22 protein-coding genes are annotated in these 22,168 nt (G+C 70.9%); 3 read left to right on the top strand and 19 right to left on the bottom strand.

Going from position 1 to position 22,168, the window contains the following annotated elements:
- Positions 1–37: 37 nt before the first annotated feature.
- From G6N64_RS01475 to ftsH, 6 genes are read right to left on the bottom strand one after another with little or no spacing between them, the layout of a single operon-like run.
- On the bottom strand, positions 38–514 hold the full coding sequence (locus G6N64_RS01475; RefSeq protein ID WP_163795304.1) for a DUF3180 domain-containing protein: 477 nt from the start codon (positions 512–514) through the stop codon (positions 38–40).
- Positions 514–1,029, bottom strand: a complete 516-nt coding sequence (gene folK, locus G6N64_RS01480; RefSeq protein ID WP_163795305.1) for a 2-amino-4-hydroxy-6-hydroxymethyldihydropteridine diphosphokinase — start codon at positions 1,027–1,029, stop codon at positions 514–516. Before folK ends, G6N64_RS01475 begins: the two co-directional genes overlap by 1 nt.
- On the bottom strand, positions 1,026–1,403 hold the full coding sequence (folB, locus tag G6N64_RS01485) for a dihydroneopterin aldolase (RefSeq protein ID WP_163795306.1): 378 nt from the start codon (positions 1,401–1,403) through the stop codon (positions 1,026–1,028). The genes folK and folB overlap by 4 nt, the downstream gene beginning before the upstream one ends.
- A complete protein-coding gene (folP, locus tag G6N64_RS01490) occupies positions 1,400–2,200 on the bottom strand; it encodes a dihydropteroate synthase (protein WP_163801357.1) in 801 nt (266 codons plus the stop codon). The genes folB and folP overlap by 4 nt, the downstream gene beginning before the upstream one ends.
- Before the next feature lie 50 nt (positions 2,201–2,250).
- The gene (gene folE / locus G6N64_RS01495) at positions 2,251–2,862 is read right to left on the bottom strand and encodes a GTP cyclohydrolase I FolE (protein WP_163795307.1); all 612 of its coding nucleotides are present in this window, start codon (positions 2,860–2,862) and stop codon (positions 2,251–2,253) included.
- Between the two features lie 18 nt (positions 2,863–2,880).
- Positions 2,881–5,283, bottom strand: a complete 2,403-nt coding sequence (gene ftsH / locus G6N64_RS01500; RefSeq protein ID WP_246230884.1) for an ATP-dependent zinc metalloprotease FtsH — start codon at positions 5,281–5,283, stop codon at positions 2,881–2,883.
- A gap of 187 nt (positions 5,284–5,470) precedes the next feature.
- Between ftsH and G6N64_RS01505 the strand changes: the two genes are divergently transcribed.
- Complete coding sequence (locus G6N64_RS01505; protein WP_163795308.1) at positions 5,471–6,217, top strand: SIMPL domain-containing protein; 747 nt, start codon at positions 5,471–5,473, stop codon at positions 6,215–6,217.
- A gap of 90 nt (positions 6,218–6,307) precedes the next feature.
- Here G6N64_RS01505 and G6N64_RS01510 read toward each other — a convergent pair whose 3' ends face one another.
- Genes G6N64_RS01510 through dacB form a run of 5 tightly spaced genes read right to left on the bottom strand, consistent with a single transcriptional unit; the run spans position 6,308 to position 12,593 of the window.
- Positions 6,308–8,572: a molybdopterin-dependent oxidoreductase gene (locus G6N64_RS01510; RefSeq protein ID WP_246230885.1), complete on the bottom strand. Its 2,265-nt coding sequence runs from the start codon at positions 8,570–8,572 to the stop codon at positions 6,308–6,310.
- A gap of 16 nt (positions 8,573–8,588) precedes the next feature.
- Positions 8,589–9,173 (bottom strand): hypoxanthine phosphoribosyltransferase, encoded by a 585-nt coding sequence (gene hpt, locus G6N64_RS01515; RefSeq protein ID WP_174266738.1) that lies wholly within the window; start codon positions 9,171–9,173, stop codon positions 8,589–8,591.
- Between the two features lie 59 nt (positions 9,174–9,232).
- A complete protein-coding gene (gene tilS / locus G6N64_RS01520; protein WP_163795310.1) occupies positions 9,233–10,195 on the bottom strand; it encodes a tRNA lysidine(34) synthetase TilS in 963 nt (320 codons plus the stop codon).
- Positions 10,174–11,220 (bottom strand): Rv3626c family coenzyme F420 biosynthesis-associated protein, encoded by a 1,047-nt coding sequence (locus tag G6N64_RS01525; protein WP_163795311.1) that lies wholly within the window; start codon positions 11,218–11,220, stop codon positions 10,174–10,176. Before G6N64_RS01525 ends, tilS begins: the two co-directional genes overlap by 22 nt.
- Positions 11,217–12,593, bottom strand: coding sequence for a D-alanyl-D-alanine carboxypeptidase/D-alanyl-D-alanine endopeptidase (dacB, locus tag G6N64_RS01530; RefSeq protein WP_163795312.1), 1,377 nt, complete (start codon positions 12,591–12,593; stop codon positions 11,217–11,219). Before dacB ends, G6N64_RS01525 begins: the two co-directional genes overlap by 4 nt.
- 158 nt (positions 12,594–12,751) lie before the next feature.
- On the opposite strand from dacB, the gene G6N64_RS01535 reads away from it, so the two are divergent.
- Positions 12,752–13,240, top strand: coding sequence for an inorganic diphosphatase (locus G6N64_RS01535; protein WP_163795313.1), 489 nt, complete (start codon positions 12,752–12,754; stop codon positions 13,238–13,240).
- Between the two features lie 85 nt (positions 13,241–13,325).
- Positions 13,326–13,847: a 2-oxo-4-hydroxy-4-carboxy-5-ureidoimidazoline decarboxylase gene (locus tag G6N64_RS01540; protein WP_246230886.1), complete on the top strand. Its 522-nt coding sequence runs from the start codon at positions 13,326–13,328 to the stop codon at positions 13,845–13,847.
- A 10-nt stretch (positions 13,848–13,857) separates the two neighbouring features.
- On the opposite strand, the gene lhgO is transcribed toward G6N64_RS01540, so the two are convergent.
- The 8 genes from lhgO to G6N64_RS01580 all read right to left on the bottom strand — a co-directional run bounded on the left by lhgO (position 13,858) and on the right by G6N64_RS01580 (position 22,148).
- Complete coding sequence (gene lhgO / locus G6N64_RS01545) at positions 13,858–15,048, bottom strand: L-2-hydroxyglutarate dehydrogenase (RefSeq protein ID WP_163795314.1); 1,191 nt, start codon at positions 15,046–15,048, stop codon at positions 13,858–13,860.
- Positions 15,049–15,077: 29 nt separating this feature from the next.
- Entirely contained in the window at positions 15,078–16,052 is a 975-nt protein-coding gene (locus G6N64_RS01550) for a 2-hydroxyacid dehydrogenase (protein WP_163795315.1), read from the bottom strand.
- A 2-nt stretch (positions 16,053–16,054) separates the two neighbouring features.
- Positions 16,055–17,407 (bottom strand): enolase C-terminal domain-like protein, encoded by a 1,353-nt coding sequence (locus tag G6N64_RS01555; RefSeq protein ID WP_163795316.1) that lies wholly within the window; start codon positions 17,405–17,407, stop codon positions 16,055–16,057.
- An 88-nt stretch (positions 17,408–17,495) separates the two neighbouring features.
- A complete protein-coding gene (locus tag G6N64_RS01560) occupies positions 17,496–18,329 on the bottom strand; it encodes an IclR family transcriptional regulator (protein WP_163795317.1) in 834 nt (277 codons plus the stop codon).
- A 34-nt stretch (positions 18,330–18,363) separates the two neighbouring features.
- Complete coding sequence (locus G6N64_RS01565) at positions 18,364–19,086, bottom strand: sulfite exporter TauE/SafE family protein (protein WP_163795318.1); 723 nt, start codon at positions 19,084–19,086, stop codon at positions 18,364–18,366.
- A 22-nt stretch (positions 19,087–19,108) separates the two neighbouring features.
- Positions 19,109–20,140 carry an ABC transporter ATP-binding protein gene (locus tag G6N64_RS01570; RefSeq protein WP_163795319.1) on the bottom strand — a complete coding sequence of 344 codons (1,032 nt, stop codon included), beginning with the start codon at positions 20,138–20,140 and terminating at the stop codon, positions 19,109–19,111.
- Entirely contained in the window at positions 20,133–21,164 is a 1,032-nt protein-coding gene (locus tag G6N64_RS01575; protein WP_163795320.1) for an ABC transporter ATP-binding protein, read from the bottom strand. The genes G6N64_RS01570 and G6N64_RS01575 overlap by 8 nt, the downstream gene beginning before the upstream one ends.
- The gene (locus tag G6N64_RS01580; protein ID WP_163795321.1) at positions 21,165–22,148 is read right to left on the bottom strand and encodes an ABC transporter permease; all 984 of its coding nucleotides are present in this window, start codon (positions 22,146–22,148) and stop codon (positions 21,165–21,167) included. It lies immediately after the preceding gene.
- Positions 22,149–22,168: the final 20 nt, after the last annotated feature.

Here is a 22,168-nt window from a genome sequence, read left to right on the forward strand (position 1 = left end):
CCTCGCCGCGATTCGCGCGTCAGGCGCAGGCGGACGGCTACTCGCCGGCGCCGTCGGGATCGCCGGGCGGTTCGTCCGGGGACCTGCAGCAATGCTCCAGCCACAGCGCTCCCACCACCAGCGCGAGCGCACTCGCCGCGGCGACGACCGCACCCGCCGTGTCGTCCGCCGCCACCCTCAACTCGTCGCGCCGCGGAAGCAGATAGACCACGACGGCGAGCCACCAGCCGACGACCAGCGCACCCACCCACGCCGACGCCTTGGCCACCATCACCGAGCGCGCGACCGCGAGCGGGTGGACCCGTCCCGAGCCCGGCCCGATCTCACCCGCGGCGATCTTGGACCGGACGTAGAAGCCCCACCCGGCCTCGGCGCCCGCGACCGCCAGCAACGACAGCCCCGTCCACACCGTCAGTGGCGGGAACCACCGGTAGAGAGCGGTCACCAGCACGTAGCCGACGACCGCGACCACCGCGGTCGCCGCGGCCAGGTCCCGCCTGCGGGTGGGGCCCATCAGAGCCTCAGCGCGAGGTCGGTGGCACGCACGCCGGCGAGTTCGGCCGCGTCGAGGTCGGCGAGGACGTCGGCGACCGGCCGGCGAACGTCGCCGACGGTGAGCTGGGCGGTCGGGTCGGCTGCGAGCCACGGTACGAGGACGAAGGCCCGTTCGTGCGCGTGCGGGTGCGGCAGGATCAGCATCGTGTCGTCGGAGCGCACCTCGTCCGAACCGTCATGACAGGTCACGACGTCGACGTCCAGAGTGCGCGGGCCCCAATGGGTTTCGCGAACCCGGTCCGCGGCCCGCTCTAGCTCCTGGCCGCGGCGGAGCCAGTCGGCGCAGTCGAGGTCCGGGGCGTCGGCGATGAGGACCGCGTTGAGGAACGGTCCCTGCTCGACGCCACCCCACGCGTCGGTCTCGAAGACCGGAGACACCGCGCGGACCGCGGGACGCAGGCCGTCGACCACGGACTGCAGGTGGCCCAACCTGTCCCCGACGTTCGAGCCGATCGACAACACCACGACGGTCACTGGCCGCGTTCGCCTCGCCTGGATCGGCGCGCCACCACGGCGACGTCGCCGAAGGTCAGCGGGATCGGCGCGTGCGGCTTGTGCACGGCAACCTCGACGGCGTGCACCCGGGCGTCGGTCATCACGTCGTTCGCGATCTCGGCCGCCACCGTCTCGATGAGGTTCCGCGGTGGTCCGGCGACGATCGCGGCGGCGTTCTGGGCGAGCGCACCGTAGTCGAGCGTGTCGACGAGGTCGTCGCTGGCGGCCGCCGCGGCGAGGTCCACCCACACCGTCAGGTCGACGACGAAGTCCTGGCCGTCGGCCCTCTCGTGCTCGAACACCCCGTGATTGCCGCGAACGGTCAACCCGCGCAACTCTATTCGGTCGGTCATGCGTCCCCTTCCCAGGCCCGGAGGACCTTCAGCGCGTCGACCGTGGCACGGACGTCGTGCACCCGCACGCCCCAGGCGCCGTGCAGGCCGGCCAACGCCGAGATGACGGCGGTCGCGGTCTCGCGGCCGTCGGGTGGCCGCACCTCCCCGTCGTGATCGGCGAGCAACGTTCCGAGGAACCGCTTGCGCGACGCGCCGACGAGGACCGGGACGCCGGTGGCAACGAGTTCGGGTAGCGCGTGCAGCAGCGCCCAGTTGTGTTCGCCGGACTTGGCGAAGCCGAGCCCGGGATCGATGACCAATTTGTCCGGGTCGACGCCCGCACGCACGGCGGCGTCGACGCCGGCGAGCAGTTCGTCGCGGACGTCGGCGACCACGTCGCCGTAGTCGGGGACGTGGTGCGGGCGGTCGGCGGACACCGAGCGCCAGTGCATCAGCACCCAGGGCACCCCGGCGTCGGCCAGCAACGGGGCCATCGCGGGATCGGCCCTGCCGCCGGACACGTCGTTCACGATGCGGGCGCCGTGTTCGAGTGCCGCGCGGGCGACGTCTGCGTGCATGGTGTCGATGCTGACCGTGACGTCCTCGTCGGCGAGTGCCTTCACCACCGGCAGCACGCGGTCCATCTCCACCGCGGCGCCGATGCGGACCGCGCCGGGGCGGGTGGACTCTCCGCCCACGTCGATGATCGAGGCGCCCTCGGCGACCAGGCGGAGCGCCTGGCCGATCGCGCGGTCGTGGTCGAGGAACAGTCCACCGTCGGAGAAGGAGTCGTCGGTGACGTTGACGACCCCCATCACCACCGGGGCACGCGACGCGACGGGACGGAGGGTGATGCGTGGCCGACTCACCGTCGCAGGATCAGGTCCAGCGCCTCGGACCGGGATGCCTTGTCGGTCTTGAACTGACCGCGCACCGCTGACGTCGTCGTGGTGGCCCCGGGCTTGCGGACGCCGCGCATCGCCATGCAGAGGTGCTCGGCCTCGATGACGACGATCGCTCCGCGGGGGTTGAGCTTGCGCATGAGGCCGTCGGCGATCTGCGCGGTGAGCCGCTCCTGCACCTGCGGCCGCTTGGCGTAGAGATCGACCAGCCGGGCGATCTTCGACAGTCCCGTCACCCGACCGTCGATGCCGGGGATGTAGCCGACGTGTGCCACCCCGTGGAACGACACCAGGTGGTGCTCGCAGGTGGAGTACATCGGGATCTCCTTGACCAGCACCAACTCGTCGTGCTGCTCGTCGAAGGTCGTGTCGAGCACCGTGTCGGGGTCGGTGTAGAGCCCCGCGAAGATCTCCTTGTACGCCCGGGCGACGCGTGCCGGGGTGTCGATCAGACCGTGCCGGTCGGGGTCCTCGCCGACGGCGATGAGCAGTTCACGTACCGCGGCCTCCGCGCGCTCCTGATCGAACTCCGAGATCGGGTTGCGCACGATCGGGTCCAATTCGGCCTGCGTCATGTGGTGCTCATTTCGTCGTCAGCCGGGAGGAGGCGGCGTGGGTCGGTCCTCGGAACGGTCACCGTGCTCCTGTTCGCCGTGCGACGAGCCACTCTGCGGTCCGGGCTGCGGGTACTGCTGCCCGGGCGGGTAGGGCATCGGGGCACCAGGATGCTGCGGCCACCCCGACTGCTGGTGCGGCGGGGGCGGCGGCGGGTACCAGTAGCCCTGCTGCGGCGGCGGATACCCGCCCTGCTGCGGCGGGTAGGGCTGCTGCTGCTGATCCGGGCGTGGCGGCCAGCCCGGGGCGTGCCAGCCGGCGGGCGCACCGTAGTCGGGTGCCACGGCGCCGTTTGGAGCACCGTTGACCGGGGCGCCGTTGGCGTGGGAGCCGTTGCCGTTGCCGTTCTGGCCGGGGCCGTGCCCGTTGCTGCCGTTGCGCCCGTTGCGTGCCTCGGCCGCACGACTGGCCTCGGCGATCGCCAGCTTGAACGCGGGCTCCGGTGTGGGCCGGGGCCATTCCTCACCGCGCTCGATGGCGAGTTCGCCCGGCGTCTTGATCGGCGGCTTGTCGGACGGCACGCGCCCGCCGAAGTCGTCGAACATGGTCAGGCGGGGACGCTTGGCGACGTCGCCGAAGATCGCCTCGAGTTCGACGCGGTGCAGCGTCTCCTTCTCCAGCAGTTCGCCGGCGAGGATGTCGAGCACGTCGCGGTACTCGGTCAGGATCTCCCACGCCTCGGTGTGCGCGGCCTCGATCAGCTTGCGCACCTCGTCGTCGATGATCTGGGCGACCTCGTGGCTGTAGTCCGCCTGGTTGCCCATCGAACGACCGAGGAAGGGGTCGCCGTGCTCGGTGCCGTACCGGACCGCGCCCAGCTTCGAACTCATGCCGTACTCGGTGACCATCGCGCGGGCGATCTTCGTGGCCTGCTCGATGTCGGACACCGCTCCGGTCGTGGGCTCGCGGAACACCAGTTCCTCGGCGGCGCGTCCGCCCATGGCGAAGACCAGGCGCGCGATCATCTCCGAGCGCGTCATCAGGCTCTTGTCGTCCTCGGGGACGGCGACGGCGTGACCGCCTGTGCGGCCGCGGGCCAGGATCGTCACCTTGTAGATGGGTTCGATGTCGGGCATCGCCCACGCCGCGAGGGTGTGGCCACCTTCGTGGTAGGCGGTGATCTTCTTCTCGTGCTCGCTGATGATCCGGCCCTTGCGACGCGGACCACCGACGACGCGGTCGACGGCCTCCTCGAGCGCGGCGCCCGTGATGACGGTGCCGTTCTCGCGCGCGGTGAGCAGCGCGGCCTCGTTGATGACGTTCGCCAGGTCGGCGCCCGACATGCCGACGGTGCGCTTGGCCAGCCCGTCGAGGTCGGCGTCGGGGGCGATCGGCTTGCCCGCCGAGTGCACCTTGAGGACGGCACGGCGGCCGGCGATGTCTGGGGCGGACACCGGGATCTGCCGGTCGAAGCGACCCGGCCGGAGCAGGGCGGGGTCGAGGATGTCGGGCCGGTTGGTGGCGGCGATCAGGATGACGCCCTGCCGGTCGCCGAAGCCGTCCATCTCGACCAGCAGCTGGTTGAGGGTCTGCTCGCGCTCGTCGTGGCCGCCGCCCAGACCGGCGCCACGCTGGCGACCGACGGCGTCGATCTCGTCGACGAAGATGATGCACGGGCTGTTCTGCTTGGCCTGCTCGAACATGTCGCGGACGCGCGAGGCGCCGACACCGACGAACATCTCGACGAAGTCCGAGCCCGAGATCGTGAAGAACGGCACCTCGGCCTCGCCGGCCACGGCCCGGGCGAGCAGCGTCTTGCCCGTTCCGGGCGGGCCGTAGAGCAGCACGCCCTTCGGGATCTTGGCGCCCAGCGCCTGATACCGGGTGGGGTTCTGCAGGAAGTCCTTGATCTCGTACAGCTCCTCGACCGCCTCGTCGACGCCTGCGACGTCGGCGAACGTGGTCTTGGGCAGGTCCTTGTTGAGCTGCTTGGCCTTCGACTTGCCGAACCCGAAGCCCATCCGGCCACCGGACTGCATGCGGGAGAACATCACGAACAGGCCGACGAGCAGGAGCAGCGGCAGCAGGTAGATCAGCAGCGAGCCGAACACGCTGCCCTGATTCACGACGGTGTTGACCTTGGCGTTCTTGGCGTTCAGCGAGTTGAACAGATCGACCCCGTACCCGGTGGGGTACTTGGTGATGATCTTGTTGCTGTCCTCGGTGTCGCCGTTGCCGTTCTTCAGGTCGAGGCGAACCTGTTGCTCACGGTCGTCGATCTGTGCGCTGTTGACGTTGTCGCCGTTGATCTGGGCGATCGCCACCGACGTGTCGACCGGCTTGTAGCCGCGGGTGTCGTCACTGAAGTAGAAGAATGACCAACCCAGGAGCAGCACCACCGCGATGGCGGTGAGGGTGCGGATGACGTTCTTTCGATTCATCGTTTCATAGGCCAGCGAGATGCTCGTGTCACGAGCAGGTAGGCCAGGTCCTTCCGATACGCACAGATGAGTTGTTCCAGGTTACCGCTAGACCAACGAACGATTGTTCCCGAGAGCCCGGACGCCCGTCGCCGGCGGGCGCTCGGGACGTCCGGACGCCGGGTGCCTCGTATGTAGGGTGCCTCGTATGTCAGTGAGCGCGTGGTCGAAGAAGCCGATCAAAGTCCTCGTCGTCGCGGTCGCGGGCCTGGTCGTCGCCGGCCTCGCGGCGTGCGACTCGACACCGGCCGGTCCGGTCGCCGGGCCGGACGGACCGGCTCCGAGGCAGGTCACGGTCGTGGGCGCGGGCAAGGTCCAGGGCACGCCGGACACCGTCACCGTGAACGCCGCCATCGAGTCGATCGCCTCGGATGCCACCGCCGCCATGAACCAGACCAACGAGCGGATGACCGCGGTGATCGACGCCGTCGTCGCCCAGGGCATCGACCGCAAGGACGTCAGCACCACCCAGGTCACGCTCAACCCGCAGTACGCCGACAACTCGGTCATCACCGGGTATCAGGCGAGCAACTCGATCGCGGTCAAGATTCGCAAGGTGGAGGCCGCCTCCCCCACGATCGCCGCGGTCCAGACCGCCGGCGGCAACGCCACGCGGATCAACTCGGTGAACTTCTCCATCGAGGACGACTCGCAGTTGGTGAAGGACGCCCGGACCCGCGCGTTCGAGGACGCCAAGGACCGCGCTCAGCAGTACGCCGACCTGTCAGGGTTGGGCCTCGGCAACGTCATCTCGATCACCGAGGCCGGCGCCGACACGCCGCCGCCGATGCCGATGCCGCGCTACGGCGCGATGGAGGCCGCGTCGGCGCCCCCGCTGGAGCCGGGTCAGCAGACGGTCGGCTTCTCGGTCACCGTCGTCTGGGAACTCGCCTAACCCCTTCCCGCGAGCAGACACGAACTCCCCTTTTTCACCCCGAATGAGGGGATTTCGCGTCTGCTCGCCGGAGGGCTCGCGCCGAGAAAGCTAGGCCGGGGAGATCTGCACCGGGATGCCGTTGAGCACCGCGGTGCCGGACAGCGGGTCGAGCGACGTGCCGTCGTTGAGCTGGTTGACGTTGACCCCGGGGTGTCCGGCGGCGACGGTCTGCCGGACACCGGCGGCGTCGTGACCCCAGCCGTGCGGTAGCGACACCACGCCGCGCCGCAGCGCGTCGGTCAGTTCGACGGGTGCCTCGAGTTCGCCGCCGGGTCCCTTGATGCGGGCACGGTCGGTGACGCCGAGTTCGGCCGCGTCGGCGGGGTGGATCTGCAGGGTGCACCGGTTGGTGCCGCCCGACAGCGCGGGCAGGTTGTGCATCCAGCTGTTGTTGGAGCGCAGGTGCCGTCGGCCGATCAGGACGAAGCCGTCGGCGCCGCGGGTCAGCGCCGAGCGCAGCCGTGCCACGTCCTCGACGATCGACGGCGGCGCGAGTTCGACCTTGCCCGAGGGGGTTCGGAGGATCTCGGTGAGCCGCGGCCGCAGCGCGCCGAAGTCGATGCCGTGCGGGGTGTCCTTGAGGCGCTGCAGCGTCAGCCCGTCCGGCCGGGCGCCGAACCAGTCGCCGTACGGCCCCATCCGCAGCATCATGTCCAGCCTGCGCTCGTAGCCGCGGCCGGGTGCGAGCAGCTCGACCAGCTCGGCCGGGTCGCGGCCGGCGACCGGTGAGTCCGGGTCGGCGGTCTCCTTGGCCAGCGTCGCGGCGATGACCTGCTCGTCGACGAGCGCGGGGTCGGCGAACGGCCCGAGGCCGTAGAGGATCAGCGCGATGCGCGACAGGATCTCGGGCTCGTCGGGCCTGCCCGGCGGCAGGTCGACCGCGGGCGGCGAGTAGCGCGCGTTGTTGCGGACCGGGGTGCTGCTGAGCGCGACGTCGAAGTGCGCGCTCTGCGACGGCGGCGGGGGCGGCAGGATCACGTCGGCGTGCCGGGTGGTCTCGTTGAGGTACGGGTCGATGCTCAGCATGAAGTCGACGCCCTCGAGGGCATGACCGAGCCGGTCGCCGTCGGGCGCGGACAGCACCGGGTTGCCCGCGATCGTGATGACCGCCCTGGCCTGACCCTCCCCTGGCGTCTCGAGTTCCTCGGCCAGTGCGGACGCGGGCAGTTCGGAGAGCACCTCGGGGTGACCGGACACCCGGCTGTGCCACCGTCCGGTGCGAAAACCCCTGCCCGGCTTGGGCGGGCGTGGGGCTGCGGAGACCGGAGACTGGGGGAACATGGCGCCGCCGGGACTGTCGAGGTTCCCGGTGAGGACGTTGACGACGTCGACGAGCCAGCTGCCCACCGTGCCGAACTCGACGGTCGAGGTGCCCATCCTGCCGTACACGACGCTCGACGGTGCGGCCGCGAGTTCACGTGCGACGGTGCGGATCTCGTCGGGGGGCACACCGCAGTACCCGGCCACCGCCTCGGGGGCGAAGTCGTCGGCCACCGCGCGGACCTCGTCGACGCCGACGACGTGGTCGGCGAGCGCGCCCAGCGTCACCAGGTCCTCGTCGAACAGCGTGTGCACCACCGCCAGCAAGAGGGCGGCATCCGTCCCGGGGCGCGGGGCGATGTGGTGGTCGGCGAGGTCGGCGGTACGGGTCCGCGCCGGATCGATGACGACCAGCCGGCCGCCGCGCTTGCGCAGGGCCTTCAGCTTGCCGGGGAAGTCCGCGACGGTGGCCAGGCTTCCGTTGGACACCAGCGGGTTCGCGCCGATGACGACGAGGTGGTCGGTGCGGTCGACGTCGGGCACCGTGAACGCCAGCGGGTTGCCGAACGTCATGCCGAGCGAGACGTGCTTGGGCATCTGGTCGAGCGTGCTCGCCGAGAACGTCATGCGGGTGCCGAGCCCCTTGATCACCAGGGGGACGTACAGCGCGCCCGCGATGGTGTGGGCGTTGGGGTTGCCGGCGTACACCGCGACCGACGGTCCGCCGTGGTCGCGCACCACGGCCCCCAACCCGTCGGCGACGGACTGGAACGCCTCGTCCCAGGTGGCCTCGACGAGTTCTCCGTCCCGACGGACGAGCGGTGCCGTCAGCCGGTCCGGGTCGCCGTCGAGTTCACCGAAGCTGGCGCCCTTCGGGCAGACGAACCCGGCGCTGAACACGTCGTCGCGGTCCCCGCGCGCGGCGATGACCGTGCCCGCGTCGATGGTCAGGACCAGGCCGCAGGTCGCCTCGCAGAACGGACAGATCCGCAGCGCGGTGTGGGTGTGCTCCGCGGCGGTCGAACCGTTCGCGGCGACTGGGGCTGAGGTCACGTCGTGCTCCTGACGATCAGGCTTCGTACACCTTCGGGTCGAGGGTGCCGATGAAGGGCAGATCGCGGTAGCGCTCCGCATAGTCGAGGCCGTAGCCCACGACGAACTCGTTGGGGATGTCGAAGCCCACGTAGTCGACGTCGAGTTCGGTGCGCACGGCGTCGGGCTTGCGCAGCAGCGTGCAGACCTTGAGCGAGCGGGGGTGCCGGCTGGCCAGGTTGCGCAGCAGCCACGACAGCGTCAGGCCCGAGTCGATGATGTCCTCGACGATCAGCACGTCGCGGTCGTTGATGTCGCGGTCGAGGTCCTTGAGGATCCGGACCACCCCGGACGACGAGGTGGCGGAGCCGTAGGAGCTGACCGCCATGAACTCGAGCTGCGTCGGCATCGGGATCGCGCGCGACAGGTCGGTGACGAACATGACGGCGCCCTTGAGCACCGTCACCAGCAGGAGGTCCTGCCCGTCGGGACCGATCGACTCGCGGTAGGCGTCGGCGATCTCCTGCGCGAGTTCGCCGGTGCGGACCCGGATGTCGTCCTCGGACAGGAGCACCGATTGGATGTCACCCGGATACTGCTCGGCGGCACTATGGGCTGGCACGGCTTCAGCGTGCCACGTCCGGATCGACGCGACCACACCGACGCCGGATCCGGTCCAGATCACACCGGTTCGCGACGCAGCACCAGCTCGCCGTCGCGGCGCTCGGCGAACATCCGCTGGCCTCGCAGCGGCGAGCTGACGGCCACCCCGCCCTGGCCGCGCCAGTCGGTGATCAGGACGTCGACGCCCCGAATGTGCTTGTCGGTCAGGCCGGTCGCACCGCCGTCGAGCAACCAGCCCCGGATCACCCGGCGCCGGATCGAGGCGGGCAACCCGGCCAGTCGCGCGGTCTCGAGCGTGCCGTCCTCGACGATGTCGGCCCGCAGGTGGCCGGCCTGGTCGTCGAGGGTGTCGGTGTCCTCGCGCAGCGCCGCGGCGGTGCGCGCCAGGGCCGCAGCGACGCCGCCGCCGAGGACCTCCTCGAGCAGGGGCAGCACCTCGGCCCGCAGACGCGCACGGGTGTAGCGGGGATCGGCGTTGTGCGGGTCCTGCCACGGCGCCACGCCGAGTTCGGCGCACGCCGCGTGCGTCGCCTCCCGACGGATCCCGAGCAGCGGCCGGCCCCACGGCGCGTCGTACGCCCGCATGCCTGCCAGCGACCGCGGGCCCGATCCACGGCCCAGGCCGAGCAGGACGGTCTCGGCCTGGTCGTCGAGGGTGTGGGCGAGCAGCACCACCGCCCCGCGTCGGGCGTCGTCGAGCGCGGCGTAGCGGGCCGTCCGGGCAGCGGCCTCGGGACCGCCCGCCGTGCCCACCGTGACCTCGACGACGCGGGCGTCGACGCACCCGAATCCGAGGGCACGTTCGCGGGCCTCGGCCGCCACCTCCGCCGATCCGGGTTGCAGTCGGTGATCGACGATCAGTGCGGTCGTCGGCCGCAGCGCCGCTGCGACGGCGGTCAGGGCCAACGAGTCGGCGCCGCCCGACAGGGCGACGCACCACGAGTCGGGGCCGACGTCGTGCGCGCGTTCGAACTCGAGGACCGCCCGGCGCAGCGCGGTCAGAGAACCCTGTCGATCCATTTCTGGGGTTCGTCGACTTCGGTTGGCAGCGGCAGGGTCTCGGCGTTCGTCCACACCGTGTTGAACCGTTCCATCCCGACCTTGGCGACGACGTCGTCGACGAAGGCCTTGCCCCTGGTGTACTGGCTCATCTTCGCGTCGAAGCCGAGCAGCGCGCGCAGCACGCGCTGCAGGGGCGGCTGCCGGCGCTGCCTCCGGTCGTTGAACCGGCGCCGGATGGTGGCGACGGACGGCACGACGGCCGGTCCGACGGCGTCCATGACGTGATCGGCGTGTCCCTCGAGGAGGGTGCCGAGGACCAGCAGCCGGTCGAGCGCCGCACGCTGCGGTTCCGACTGGACGGCCCGCATCAACCCGATGATGCCCTCCGAGTTCGTTTGCGGCGCAACGCCGGAACGCCGATCCCTGACGAACTCGGCGAGCCTGCCCGCCACCGCGCCGACGTCCTGGCCGGCCTCGTCGGTGACCACCGCGAGCGCACTCGACATGTGGTCGGCCAGCCACGGGTTGGCCCGGAACTGCACCCGGTGGGTGACCTCGTGCAGGCACACCCACAGCCGGAAGTCGCTGGGGTTCACCCGCAGGTTGCGCTCGACGGTGATCACGTTCGGGTAGACGAGCAGCAACTCGCCTCCGTTGGCGGCAAAGGGGTCGTACTGCCCGAGAATGCCGGACGACACGAACGCGAGCACCGCCCCGGTCTGCGCGCCGGTGATACGGCGGGTCAGGAAGCCGCTGGACTCCCCGCCGTCGCCACCGGTCATCACGCGCATCGACTCCGTTGCCGCACCGACCCATTCGCCGCGGTCGATGATCCGGGCGTCGGTGACGGCGGCGCCCTCGTTGAGTCCGGTCACCTCGCGCACCGGCAGTTCGGCGCGCCGGGACGCTTCGGCGAGTTCGTCGATCGCCTGACGCCGGGTGTACTCGGTGGTCGGCGGTACGGGGCGGACCAGTCTGCGGCCGACGGTGGCGGCGAAGTCCCAGTCGACCGTGCGGCCCACGGTGGGCGTGGCTCCGCTCACGCGCCGCACCCGCACGTGCTGAGGGCGGTGGCGAGGGCGTCGAGCGAGGTACGCCCGGTCGGCCCGGCGTCGTTGGAGATGAACGTGAAGGTGAGCACGCGGCCGCTGGCATCGGTGACGATGCCCGCCAGCGCGTTGGTCCCCGTCAGCGAGCCGGTCTTGGCACGCAGCAGGCCGGCCGCGTCGGTGTTCAGGTAGCGGTTGGACAGCGTGCCGCTGCCACCGGCGATGGGGAACAGGTCGACGAGCGGGCGCAGCCGGGGTTCGTCGGGGCCGGCCGCGGCGGTGACCACCTCGTCGAGCGTCTCGGCGGTCAGACGGTCGTCCACCGACAGGCCGCTCCCGTCGCGCAGCACGGCACCGCGGGTGTCGATGCCCGCGCGGCCCACCTCGTCCAGCACGGCTCGGGCGGCGCCGTCGAAGCTGACGGGCTTGCCGACGGCCATCGCGACCTCCCTGCCGATGCTCTCGGCCATCACGTTGTCGGAGGCGTTCATCATGTCGCGCAACCGTTCCATCAGAGGGGGTGACGTCACCGACGCGACCTGGACGCCGTCACGCAGCGGGGACACGACCTGGCTCACCCGGGCCGGGTCGACCCCGAGCGCCGCGGCCAGCGCACGGCCCGCGTCGAGACCGGGGGTGAACGAGCGGACCGAGTCGTGGCTGACCGGCTGGGTGCGGCCGCCGTCGAGCATGACCGACTCCATCGGCGCGATGTCGCCGTACTGGATGTCCAGCGGATCCCACCCCGGCGCCAGCGTCGGTCCGCTGTAAGCGCTCAGGTCCACCTCGACGGCCGTCGCCCTGATCCCGGCCTTGCGCACCTGGTCGGCCAGGTCGCTGATGCGGGCGGCGTTGCGGTACCAGGTCGGCGTCTTGGGCCCGGCCGCCGACAGCGTCGGGTCGCCGCCGCCCTTGAGCACCACCAGTCCCGGCCTGTCCGGGTCGGTGAGGACGGTGGTCTGCAGCGTCGCGTCGCGGTCGAGCGCGAGCAGCGCCGCGGCCGTGGTGACGACCTTGTTGGTCGAGGCGGGTTGCATGGGCAGCGCCGCGCCCTGCGCCCACACTTCGGCGCCGGTGATGGCGTCGGTGACGCGGCCGGTCAGCCTTCCGAGGTTCGGGTCGGCGACCAGCGGGGCCAGGCGTGCCGTCACCTTGGCGCGGGACGGCTCGGCGGCGACGTCCCCGATCGCGAACAGCGCGGGTTCCGCGACCGCGGGTTCCGGTCGCGGTGGCAGGGCCTGCGCCGCGGTGGAGGATCGGCCGTCCGCGGTGAAGACGGCACCCACCAGGACGAGCGCGGCCACCACCGCCAGCACCGCCACGCCCACGAGGACGTAGGTGGACCGACGCCACCGGGTGGGCCGCATGACACTCCTCGTTCCGGGGATCGCCGAGTGAACCCGGTCGATTCCCCCGGAGCAACGCCCTGAGTTGACAGGGTATCGCTCGTCTATGGTTGACCCGCGGCGTCGGCGGACGCACGCAGTCGATGCATTCACGCCTGACAGACGAAGGAGCCGCGACCGTGGAGTTCGAGGTCGTCATCGAGATCCCCAAGGGTTCGCGCAACAAGTACGAGGTCGATCACGAGACCGGCAAGCTGAAGCTGGACCGCTACCTCTACACCGCGTTCGGCTACCCCACCGACTACGGCTTCATCGAGGACACCCTCGGTGAGGACGGCGATCCGCTGGACGCGCTGGTCCTGCTGCCCGAGTCCCTCATCCCCGGCGCTGCGCTGGACGCGCGCCCCGTGGCGATGTTCCAGATGACCGACGAGAAGGGTGGCGACGACAAGGTCCTCTGCGTGCCCGCCGGCGACCCGCGGTGGGACCACGTCCAGGACATCGGCGACGTCGACGACTTCGAACTGAAGGCCATCGAGCACTTCTTCGTGCACTACAAGGACCTCGAGCCGGGCAAGTACGTCAAGGGATCGAGCTGGGTCGGCCGCGAGGAGGCCGAGGCCGAGGTGAACCGGTCGATCGAGCGCTTCAAGACCACCGGCCACTGACGCCGTCCCCCGACGCGCGAATGTTGTAGCACTGCCGTAACACGGGGTAACCCGTACGCCCCATCGACCTCGGATCATGGACTCCGTGTTCATGCATCAGGGGGTCGGGCTCGACGCGTTCAACGCGTGGCCCGAACGCAAGGCCGTGCATGCGCTCTACGAGTGCTGCAACAGCATGTCGGCGGCTCGCACGCTGGCCGCGGGCCGCCCCTACGAGAATCACCTGGCCCTGTACCGGCACGCCGACGCCCTGCTCTTCTCGATGTCGGATGCGGCGATCGATCAGATCCTCGAGGCCTGCCCGCACGTCGGCCGCCGCCCACGCAGCTCCCGCTCGCAGGCCGAACAGTGCTCGGTGTGGGACGACGACGAGTCGGTGATGGCGGCCCTGTCGGACGCCGCCAGGACCTACGCCACGACGTTCGGCTTCGGGTTCGTGATGTTCGTCGACGGGGCGTGCGCGAACGACGTGCTGACTGCGGTGTCGGACCGCTTGCACAACGACGTCGAGACCGAGCGCAAGGTGGTGCGCAACGAGCTGGCACGGATCAACCGCACGCGGCTCGAGCGCATGTTGGGCCCGGAGGGCGGCTACCAGAACTGGTAGCACTCCCGAGTCAGGACGCGACGAGCGTCGCGACGTGGCGTGCGATCGGAAGCGCCGCGGTGGCTGCGGGTGACGGCGAGTTGAGCACGTGGACCATGCGTGCGGTCCGTTCGACGACGAAGTCGTGCACCAGCGTGCCGTCCCGCCGGACCGCCTGCGCGCGGATGCCCGCGGGATGCGGCAGCAGGTCGGCCTTCGTCAGCGCCGGGGCGTACCGCCGGCATTCGCGGAGGTAGCTGCCCGTGAACGCCGAATTGCGGATCTCCCGCAGGCCCAGCGCGACGTGCGAGCGCGCCACCCGCCAGGCGCCAGGGAACCGGGCCATGTCGGCGACGTCGCGGACGTCGAACGACAGCTTCGGGTAGCCCTCCCGCGACAGGCCGAGGACCGCGTTCGGACCCACGGTGATGCGGCCGTCGATCGTGGGGCTGAGGTGCACGCCGAGGAATGGCAGCGTGGGATCGGGGACCGGGTAGATGAGCCGGCGGACGAAGCCCGCCCGGTCGGCGGGCAGCTGGAAGTACTCGCCGCGGAACGGCATGATCCGCACGTCGGAGTGCACGCCCGCCATGGCGGCCACCCGGTCGGCCTGCAGACCGGCGCAGGCCACCAGACGATCGCAGGTGAGGGTGCCGGCATTAGTGGTCACCGTCACCCGGGTCGGGCCCTCGGCGATCCCGACGACCCGCTCACCGGTGCGGAGGACTCCGCCACCCGCGACCACCAGCTCGGCGAGCCGGGTACAGATCCGGCGGTAGTCGACGATGCCGGTGCGCGGCAGGAAGAGGGCGGCGAGTCCGGCGACCTCGGGTTCGAATTCGCCGAGTTCGCGCTGGTCGATCCGGTGGTGCTCGATGCCGTTCGCGACGGCGCGCTCGGCCAGCGCGTCCATCCTGGTCACCTCGGCGGGATCGGTGGCCACGATGAGCTTCCCGCACTCGTCGAAGGGGATGTCGTTGGTGGCGCAGAAGTCCTTGGTGGCCTGCTCCCCCGCCTTGCAGAGCGTCGCCTTGAGGCTGCCGGGTTCGTAGTAGATGCCGGAGTGGATGACGCCGCTGTTGTGCCCGGTCTGGTGCCGGGCGACCGCGTCCTCGGATTCGACGACGGCGACCGTGGCGCCCGGGTCGTCGGTCAGCAGGCGGTGGGCGGTGGCGAGGCCGACGATGCCCGCCCCGATCACGCAGTATCCGAAGTGGGTCATCGCCGGTGAACTCTAGCGGCGACGAGCGGTCAGCGCGTGACGACGTTGCGCAGCGGCTCGCCGCGTGCGAGACGGCCCACGTTGGCGGCGACGTCGTCGACCCGGCCGCGGAACGTGTCGGTGGTGATCCCCGAGGAGTGCGGCGTCATCAGGACGTTGGCGAGTTCGGCGAACGGCATGTCGGCGGGTGCCGTGGTGGCGCCCGGCCCCGAGGGGTACCGGTACCAGACGTCGATGGCGGCGGCCTTGATCCCGCCGTTGAGCAGGGCCTCGTACAGTGCGCGCTGGTCGACGAGTGGTCCGCGGCCGACGTTGACGAGCACGCCGTCGGGCCCGAGGGCCCGCAACTGCGCGGCGCCGATCATGCCGGTCGTCTCCGGGGTCAGCGGCGCGGACACCACCACCACGTCGCTCTGGGCCAGCAGCACGTCGAGCGACGAGACGTCGCCCGCCCAGTCCAGCCCGTGCGCCTCGGCGTCGAGGCGACCCGACCCCGTGACCGCGGCGCCCGATGACCCGACGGCGCGGAACAGCTCCCAGGCGCACTGCCCGATGTGGCCGAACCCGACGAACCCGATCCTGCTGTCCCGCAGGGTGGTCGGTTGCGGGATCGCGGCGTCGTAGACCGCCGTCGCCCACACCTCGCGGCGCAGCGCACGGTCCTGGGCCAGGAAGTCGCGGCGCAGCATGGTCGACGCGGCGAGCACGTACTCGGCGATCGACCGTTCGTGGTGAAAGGTGTTGGCCACCAGAACGCCGTCGGGTAACGCCGCGAAGTCCACCCGGTCGGTACCCGCGCCGGCGACGTGGACCAGGCGCAGCTTCTCCGCGACGGCGGCCATCTCGGCGGTGAACCGCCCGCCGACGTACACCTCGGCGTCTCGCAGATCTGCCAGCAGGGCGTCCGGCTCCGTCGGCCAGACGGCGGTGCACCCCGCGGGCAACCCCGCCTCGAGCCGCGCGCGGTGGGGCACCAGGTTGACGTCGGAGACGAGGACCTTCACGGTCAGTTCCGCTGCAGGGCAGGTCGTTTGGAGTCGAACTCCCAGCCGGGCACCAGGTACTGCATGGCGGCCGCGTCGTCGCGGGCGCCCAGCCCCTCGGCCAGGTAGAGCTGGTGGGCGGCGGCCACGGCGTCCTCGTCGAGTTCGACGCCCAGCCCGGGCGCGTCGGGCACGTCGAGGTAGCCGTCGGTGATCTGGTACGGCGCCTTGGTGATCCGCTGACCGTCCTGCCAGATCCAGTGCGTGTCGATGGCGGTGACCTCGCCGGGCGCCGCCGCCGCGACGTGGGTGAACATGGCCAGCGACACGTCGAAGTGGTTGTTGGAGTGCGATCCCCAGGTGAGTCCCCACGCGTCGCACAGCTGGGCGACGCGTACCGACCCGCTCATGGTCCAGAAGTGCGGATCGGCCAGCGGGATGTCGACGGCACCGGAGCGGATCGCGTGGCCCATCTCGCGCCAGTCGGTGGCGATCATGTTGGTGGCGGTCCGCACACCGGTGGCGCGCTTGAACTCGGCCATGACCTCACGGCCGGAGAAGCCGCCCTCGGGTCCGACGGGATCCTCCGCGTAGGCGAGCACGTCCGAGAGTTCGCGGCACGTCGTGATCGCGTCGGCGAGCAGCCATCCGCCGTTGGGGTCGAGGGTGATTCGCGCATCGGGGAACCGGTCGGCCAGGGCGATGACGGCCTTGGCCTCGTCCGCTGCGGGCAGCACGCCGCCCTTGAGCTTGAAGTCGCGGAAGCCGTACCGGTCGCGCGCCGCCTCGGCGAGACGGACCACGGCCTCCGGTGTCAGCGCCTCCTCGTGCCGGATGCGGAACCAGTCGTCGGCGTCTGCGCCCTCGTCCGCGGCCGAACGGTAGGCGAGGTCGGTCCTGGTCCGGTCGCCCACGAAGAACAGGTAGCCCAGCGCCTGCACGCGGGTGCGCTGCTGGCCGTCGCCGAGCAGTGCGGCGACCGGCACCTCGAGGTGCTGGCCGAGCAGATCCAGCAGTGCGGATTCGACGGCCGTCACGGCGTGCACGGTCACGCGCAGGTCGAAGGTCTGCGCGCCACGGCCACCCGCGTCCCGGTCGGCGAAGGCCGCCCGCATGTCGGTGAGCACGGCGTTGTAGGTCCCCACGCTGCGGCCCTCGACCAGCGGGCGGGCGTCCTCGAGCGTGCGCTGGATGGCGGCGCCACCGGGAACCTCGCCGACGCCGGTGCGGCCCTCGGAGTCGGTCAGGATGACCAGGTTCCGGGTGAAGAACGGCCCGTGGGCGCCGCTGAGGTTCAGCAGCATGTCGTCGTGTCCCGCGACGGGGACGACCCGCATCTCGGTGACGACGGGCGTGCGGGGGTTCGAGCTGCTCATGGCGTCACCCTACGATCGCGTCCGATGCACGTCCAACACTGATAAGGCATTGATTGATGCCCTGCCGGCATGACATCTGCCGGGCCCGTCACGCGCTGAACCACTTGTCACCGTTGGCCACCGGCCGCAGCACCCGGGTGACCTTGTCCCCCACCGCGCAGAGCGCCTCGACGATTTCGCGCTCCCGCGCCGGCGTCAACCGGGCGATCGGCACCGACGCGCTGATCGCGTCCTGGGCCGGCCGGGTGTAGCGCAGCGCCACCGCGAAACACCGCGTGCCCACGGTGTTCTCCTCGTCGTCGGTCGCGTAGCCGCGCACCAGCGCGTTCTCCAGTGACTCCTGCAGTCCGGCTCGATCGGTGAGCGTCTTCGGGGTGACGGAGCGAAGCACGTCCGGGAGATGAGCGTCGCGCTCGGCGCCGAACCGATCGGCCAGCAGCGCCTTGCCCAACGCGGTGGCGTGGGCGGGCAGCCGCCGCCCCACCCGGTTGGTGACGCGCTGATACTGGCGCGACTCGCGCGTCGCGAGGTAGACGACGTCGCCGTCGTCCAGCCGCCCCAGATGGAACGTCTCGTCGAGGTCGTGGCGCAGCTCGTCGAGGAACGGCGTGATCATCGGCAGGTACGGGTCGCTGTCGAGATAACTGGTACCGACCAGCAGCGCGCGAATGCCGATGCCGTACAGCGTCCCCGAGCCGTCGGCGCGCACCCAGCCCTGCGCCATGAGGGTGCGGAGCAGGGCGTGGGCGCTGCTGCGCGGCATCCCGAGCGCCTCGCAGATCTCGCGGATGCTGGTGGGCCGGTCCTGCCGGGCGGCCAGGAACTCGAGCAGCTCGACGGTGCGGACCGCCGACTTGACGCCCGAGCGCGACGTGGTCGACGGCGCAGACGCTTCCGGCGGGTCGGCCTGCGGCGCGGCCATCAGACCGCCCCCGCGCCGGCCGGGTTCCGGCCGCTCACGCGAGCACGACCTGCTGCACGACGAGCACGGCCGCACCCAGCGCCGACACGGCGATCGCCGTCCACCGCTGCCTGCGCTGGTCGAACAGGCGGTTGACGACGCGGGACAGGGCGTACCCGGCGATGCACGCCGGCAGCAGGGTGGCGAACGTCCCGAAGGTGTGCGCGTCGACCGCGCCGGTCATGGCGAGCATCCCGAGCGACAGGAGCGACCCGATCAGGAAGAAGCTGCTCATCGTGCCGCGCAGTTCCGGGCCGGTGCTGCGCTGCCACACCAGCGCCATCGGTGGGCCACCGATCGCCGTCGCGGTCCCGAGGACACCCGACGTCGCGCCGGCCAGGACGAGGTTGCGGCGTCGTAGCTCCGGGACCCAGCCGAGGCTGGTGATGAACACCCCGCCCAGGACCACGGCCGCGATCAGGATCGCCAGTGCGCGTTCCGGTATGGCGGTCAGCAGCAGCGCACCGGCCACCGTGCCGGGGACCCTGCCCATCAGCGCCCACCCGGTGCCGGACACGTCGATCGCCGTGCGCTCGCGGATCACGACCATCAGGGTGACCAGTGTCGCCAGCATGATCAGCGTGCCGGGGATCAGCCCCGGGTCCACCAGCGCGACCACCGGGGCGGCGAGCATCCCCATGCCGAAGCCGATCGACGCCTGCAGGCACGATGCGAGCAGGACCGCGGTGGCGATGATCGCGTAGGCGGTGACGCTCACCGGCGACGATCACGGACGGTGCTCACGCGCCGGCGGCGACGGCCGCGCGGTCCTCGGACACGGGGTGGTGGCACTCCGCGCCGTGTCCCGCGACCTCGAGGTCGAGCGACAGCGGCGGGCGCTCCTCGGCGCAGACGTCGGTCGCCTTCCAGCACCGGGTGCGGAACCGGCAGCCCGACGGCGGGTTCATCGGCGAGGGCACCTCGCCCTTGAGCAGGATCCGGTCGCCGCGGCTGGCCGCGTCCAGCTTGGGCGCCGCGGACGTCAGCGCCGCGGTGTACGGGTGCTCGGGGCGCTCGAACACCGCCTCGGTGGGACCGGATTCGACGATCCGGCCCAGGTACATCACCGCCACCCGGTCTGCGACGTGCCGCACGACGGACAGGTCGTGGGAGATGAACACGTAGCTGATCCCGAGCTGCTGCTGGAGGTCGTTGAGCAGATTGAGCACCTGCGCCTGCACCGAGAGGTCGAGTGCGGACACCGGTTCGTCGCAGATGATGACGTCGGGGTCCAGTGCCAGCGCGCGAGCGATGCCGATGCGCTGCCGCTGACCGCCGGAGAACTCCTGGGGGTACTTGCCTGCCGCCTTGGCTCCGAGGCCGACGAGGTCGAGCAGCTCCAGGACGCGACGGTCCCGGTCGGCCTTCGACGCGTGCAGCGTGCGGTGCGTGCGCCACGGCTCGGCGATCAGGTCACCGGCCGACATGCGCGAGTTGAGGGACGCGTACGGATCCTGGAACACCATCTGCACGCGGCGCCGGAAGTTCAGCAGCTCCTTGCCGCGCAGCCCGAAGGGGTCGATGCCGTCGAACGTCACGGTGCCCGAGTCCGGTCGTTCCAGCATCATCAGCGTTCGCGCGAGAGTGGACTTGCCACAACCCGATTCGCCGACCAGTCCCAGCGTCTGCCCCCGGGACAGGTCGAGGTCGATGCCGTCGAGCGCGCGCAGCGTGTTGTTGCCGGAACCCTTGCGTCCACCGGGAACCCGGAACGTCTTCACCAGGTTGCGCACGGTGAGCAGCTGCTCCTCCGGCTGCGTGGGATCAGACATTTCGAACCTCCTCGGGGAAGTGGCACGCCGACTGCCTCGTGGCGCCGACCAGTTGCAGGGCCGGCCGCGTCGTGACGCAGACCTCGGCGGCCAGCGGGCAGCGCGCCTGGTAGACGCAGCCCTTGGGTACCGAGTGCAGGTCCGGTGGCGAGCCGCCGATGGACTTGAGGTGCGCGCCGCGCTCGGCGTTCACCGGCACGGAGTCGAGCAGCCCCTTGGTGTAGGGATGCTTGGGGTCGGCGAACACCTCGGCGACGGGCCCGGTCTCGACGACGGTGCCCGCGTACATGACGGCGACCCGGTCGGCTTCCTCGGCCACTAGTGCGAGGTCGTGGGTGATCAGTACGACGGCCATGTCGAACTCGGAGCGAAGGCTCTTGAGCAGCGCCATGATCTGCGCCTGCACGGTGACGTCCAGCGCGGTGGTCGGCTCGTCGGCGATCAGCACGCGCGGGTTGAGCGCCACGGCCATCGCGATCAGGAGCCGCTGGCGCATGCCGCCGGAGAACTGGTGCGGGTAGCTGTCGAGGCGCTCCTCGGGCTGCGGGATGCCCACGCGCGTCATGAGTTCGACGGCCTTGGCGCGGGCCTCCTTGGCCTTCATGCCCTGATGGATGCGGAACGGTTCTGCCAGTTGGGTTCCCACGGTGTACAGCGGGTTCAGCGCGGTGAGCGCGTCCTGGAAGACGATCGCGAGTTCGGTGCCCGCCATCTTCCTGCGCGTCTTGCGGTCGACCGCCAGCAGGTCGGCGGTCTCGTCGCGGCCCGTGATCATGGCGGTGCCGTCGGTCACCTCGGCGACCGGTTCGAGCAGGCCCACCAGCGCGGTGGCCGTCATCGACTTCCCACACCCCGACTCCCCCAGCAGCGCGAGCGTCTCACCGCGGTGGGCGGAGAACGAGACGTGGTCGACGGCGCGGACGGTGCCCGTGATGGTGCGGATGTCGACGGTGAGGCCGTCGACCCGCAGTGCGGGATCGGCGTCGACGCGTTCGGCTCCGGGGTGTTCTGCGACGGCGGTCATCTAGAGGGCCTTTCCGGTCTTGGCGAAGCGGGACAGGCGTTTCTGCGGCACGGTGAGTCGCCAGCGCTGGGCGGGGTCGGTGGCGATGCGGGCCCACGCGGCGAGGATGGTGGCCGACACCGTGGTGATCACGATGGCCAGGCCGGGGAAGAAGGACAGCCACCATGCGGTGTGCAGGTAGGTGCGGCCCTGCGACACCATCAGGCCCCAGCTGACGTCCGGCGGCTGGATGCCGATGCCCAGGAAGCTGAGCGAGCTCTCGGCGAGCATCACGTAGCAGAAGTCGAGCGTGGCGACGGTGAGCAGCGTCGGCAGGACGATCGGCAGGACGTGGCGCATGATGATCGACCGCCCACTGGCACCGAACGTCCGTGCGGCGTCGACGAACACGCGGGACGACAGCTCGGCCGACTCGGCGCGGGCGGTGCGCAGGTACACGGGGATGCGGGTGACCGCGAGGACGAGGACGATGTTGGCCGCGCTCGGCGAGAACACGTAGAGCACCACGACCGCGAGCAGCAGCGACGGGAAGCTCATGATGACGTCGGCGACGCGCATGGCGAGCGTCTCCCGCCAGCCCCGGTAGAAGCCGGCCCACATGCCGACGATCGAGCCGATGATGGCCGAGATCAGCACGGCCGGAATGGCGACCGAGAGGGTGGTCTGGCAGGCGACGACGAGACGTGCCAGCATGCTGCGGCCCAGCGGGTCGGTGCCGAGGATGCCCGCCCAGCCGTGGGCGAGGGTGAACGGCGGCGCGTTCGAGTTGTCCAGGTCGATGTCGGTGGCGAGGGTGCCCACCAGCATCGGACCGAATGCGGCGATTAGGAACACCAGTGCGAGGACGACGGCGGCGGCGGCGGCCACCCGGTCGTTGACCAGGAGGCGGAACCACACCGAGCCTGCCGACTTCCGCGTGTTCCCCGCCTCGCCGACGATGGCGGTCGTCGGCTTGACCGGGACGAGATCGAGTTGAGTGCTCATGGTCGTGGGCTCCTTCTGGG

Source organism: Mycolicibacterium sediminis, from assembly GCF_010731735.1.
Taxonomy (GTDB): Bacteria; Actinomycetota; Actinomycetes; order Mycobacteriales; family Mycobacteriaceae; genus Mycobacterium; species Mycobacterium sediminis.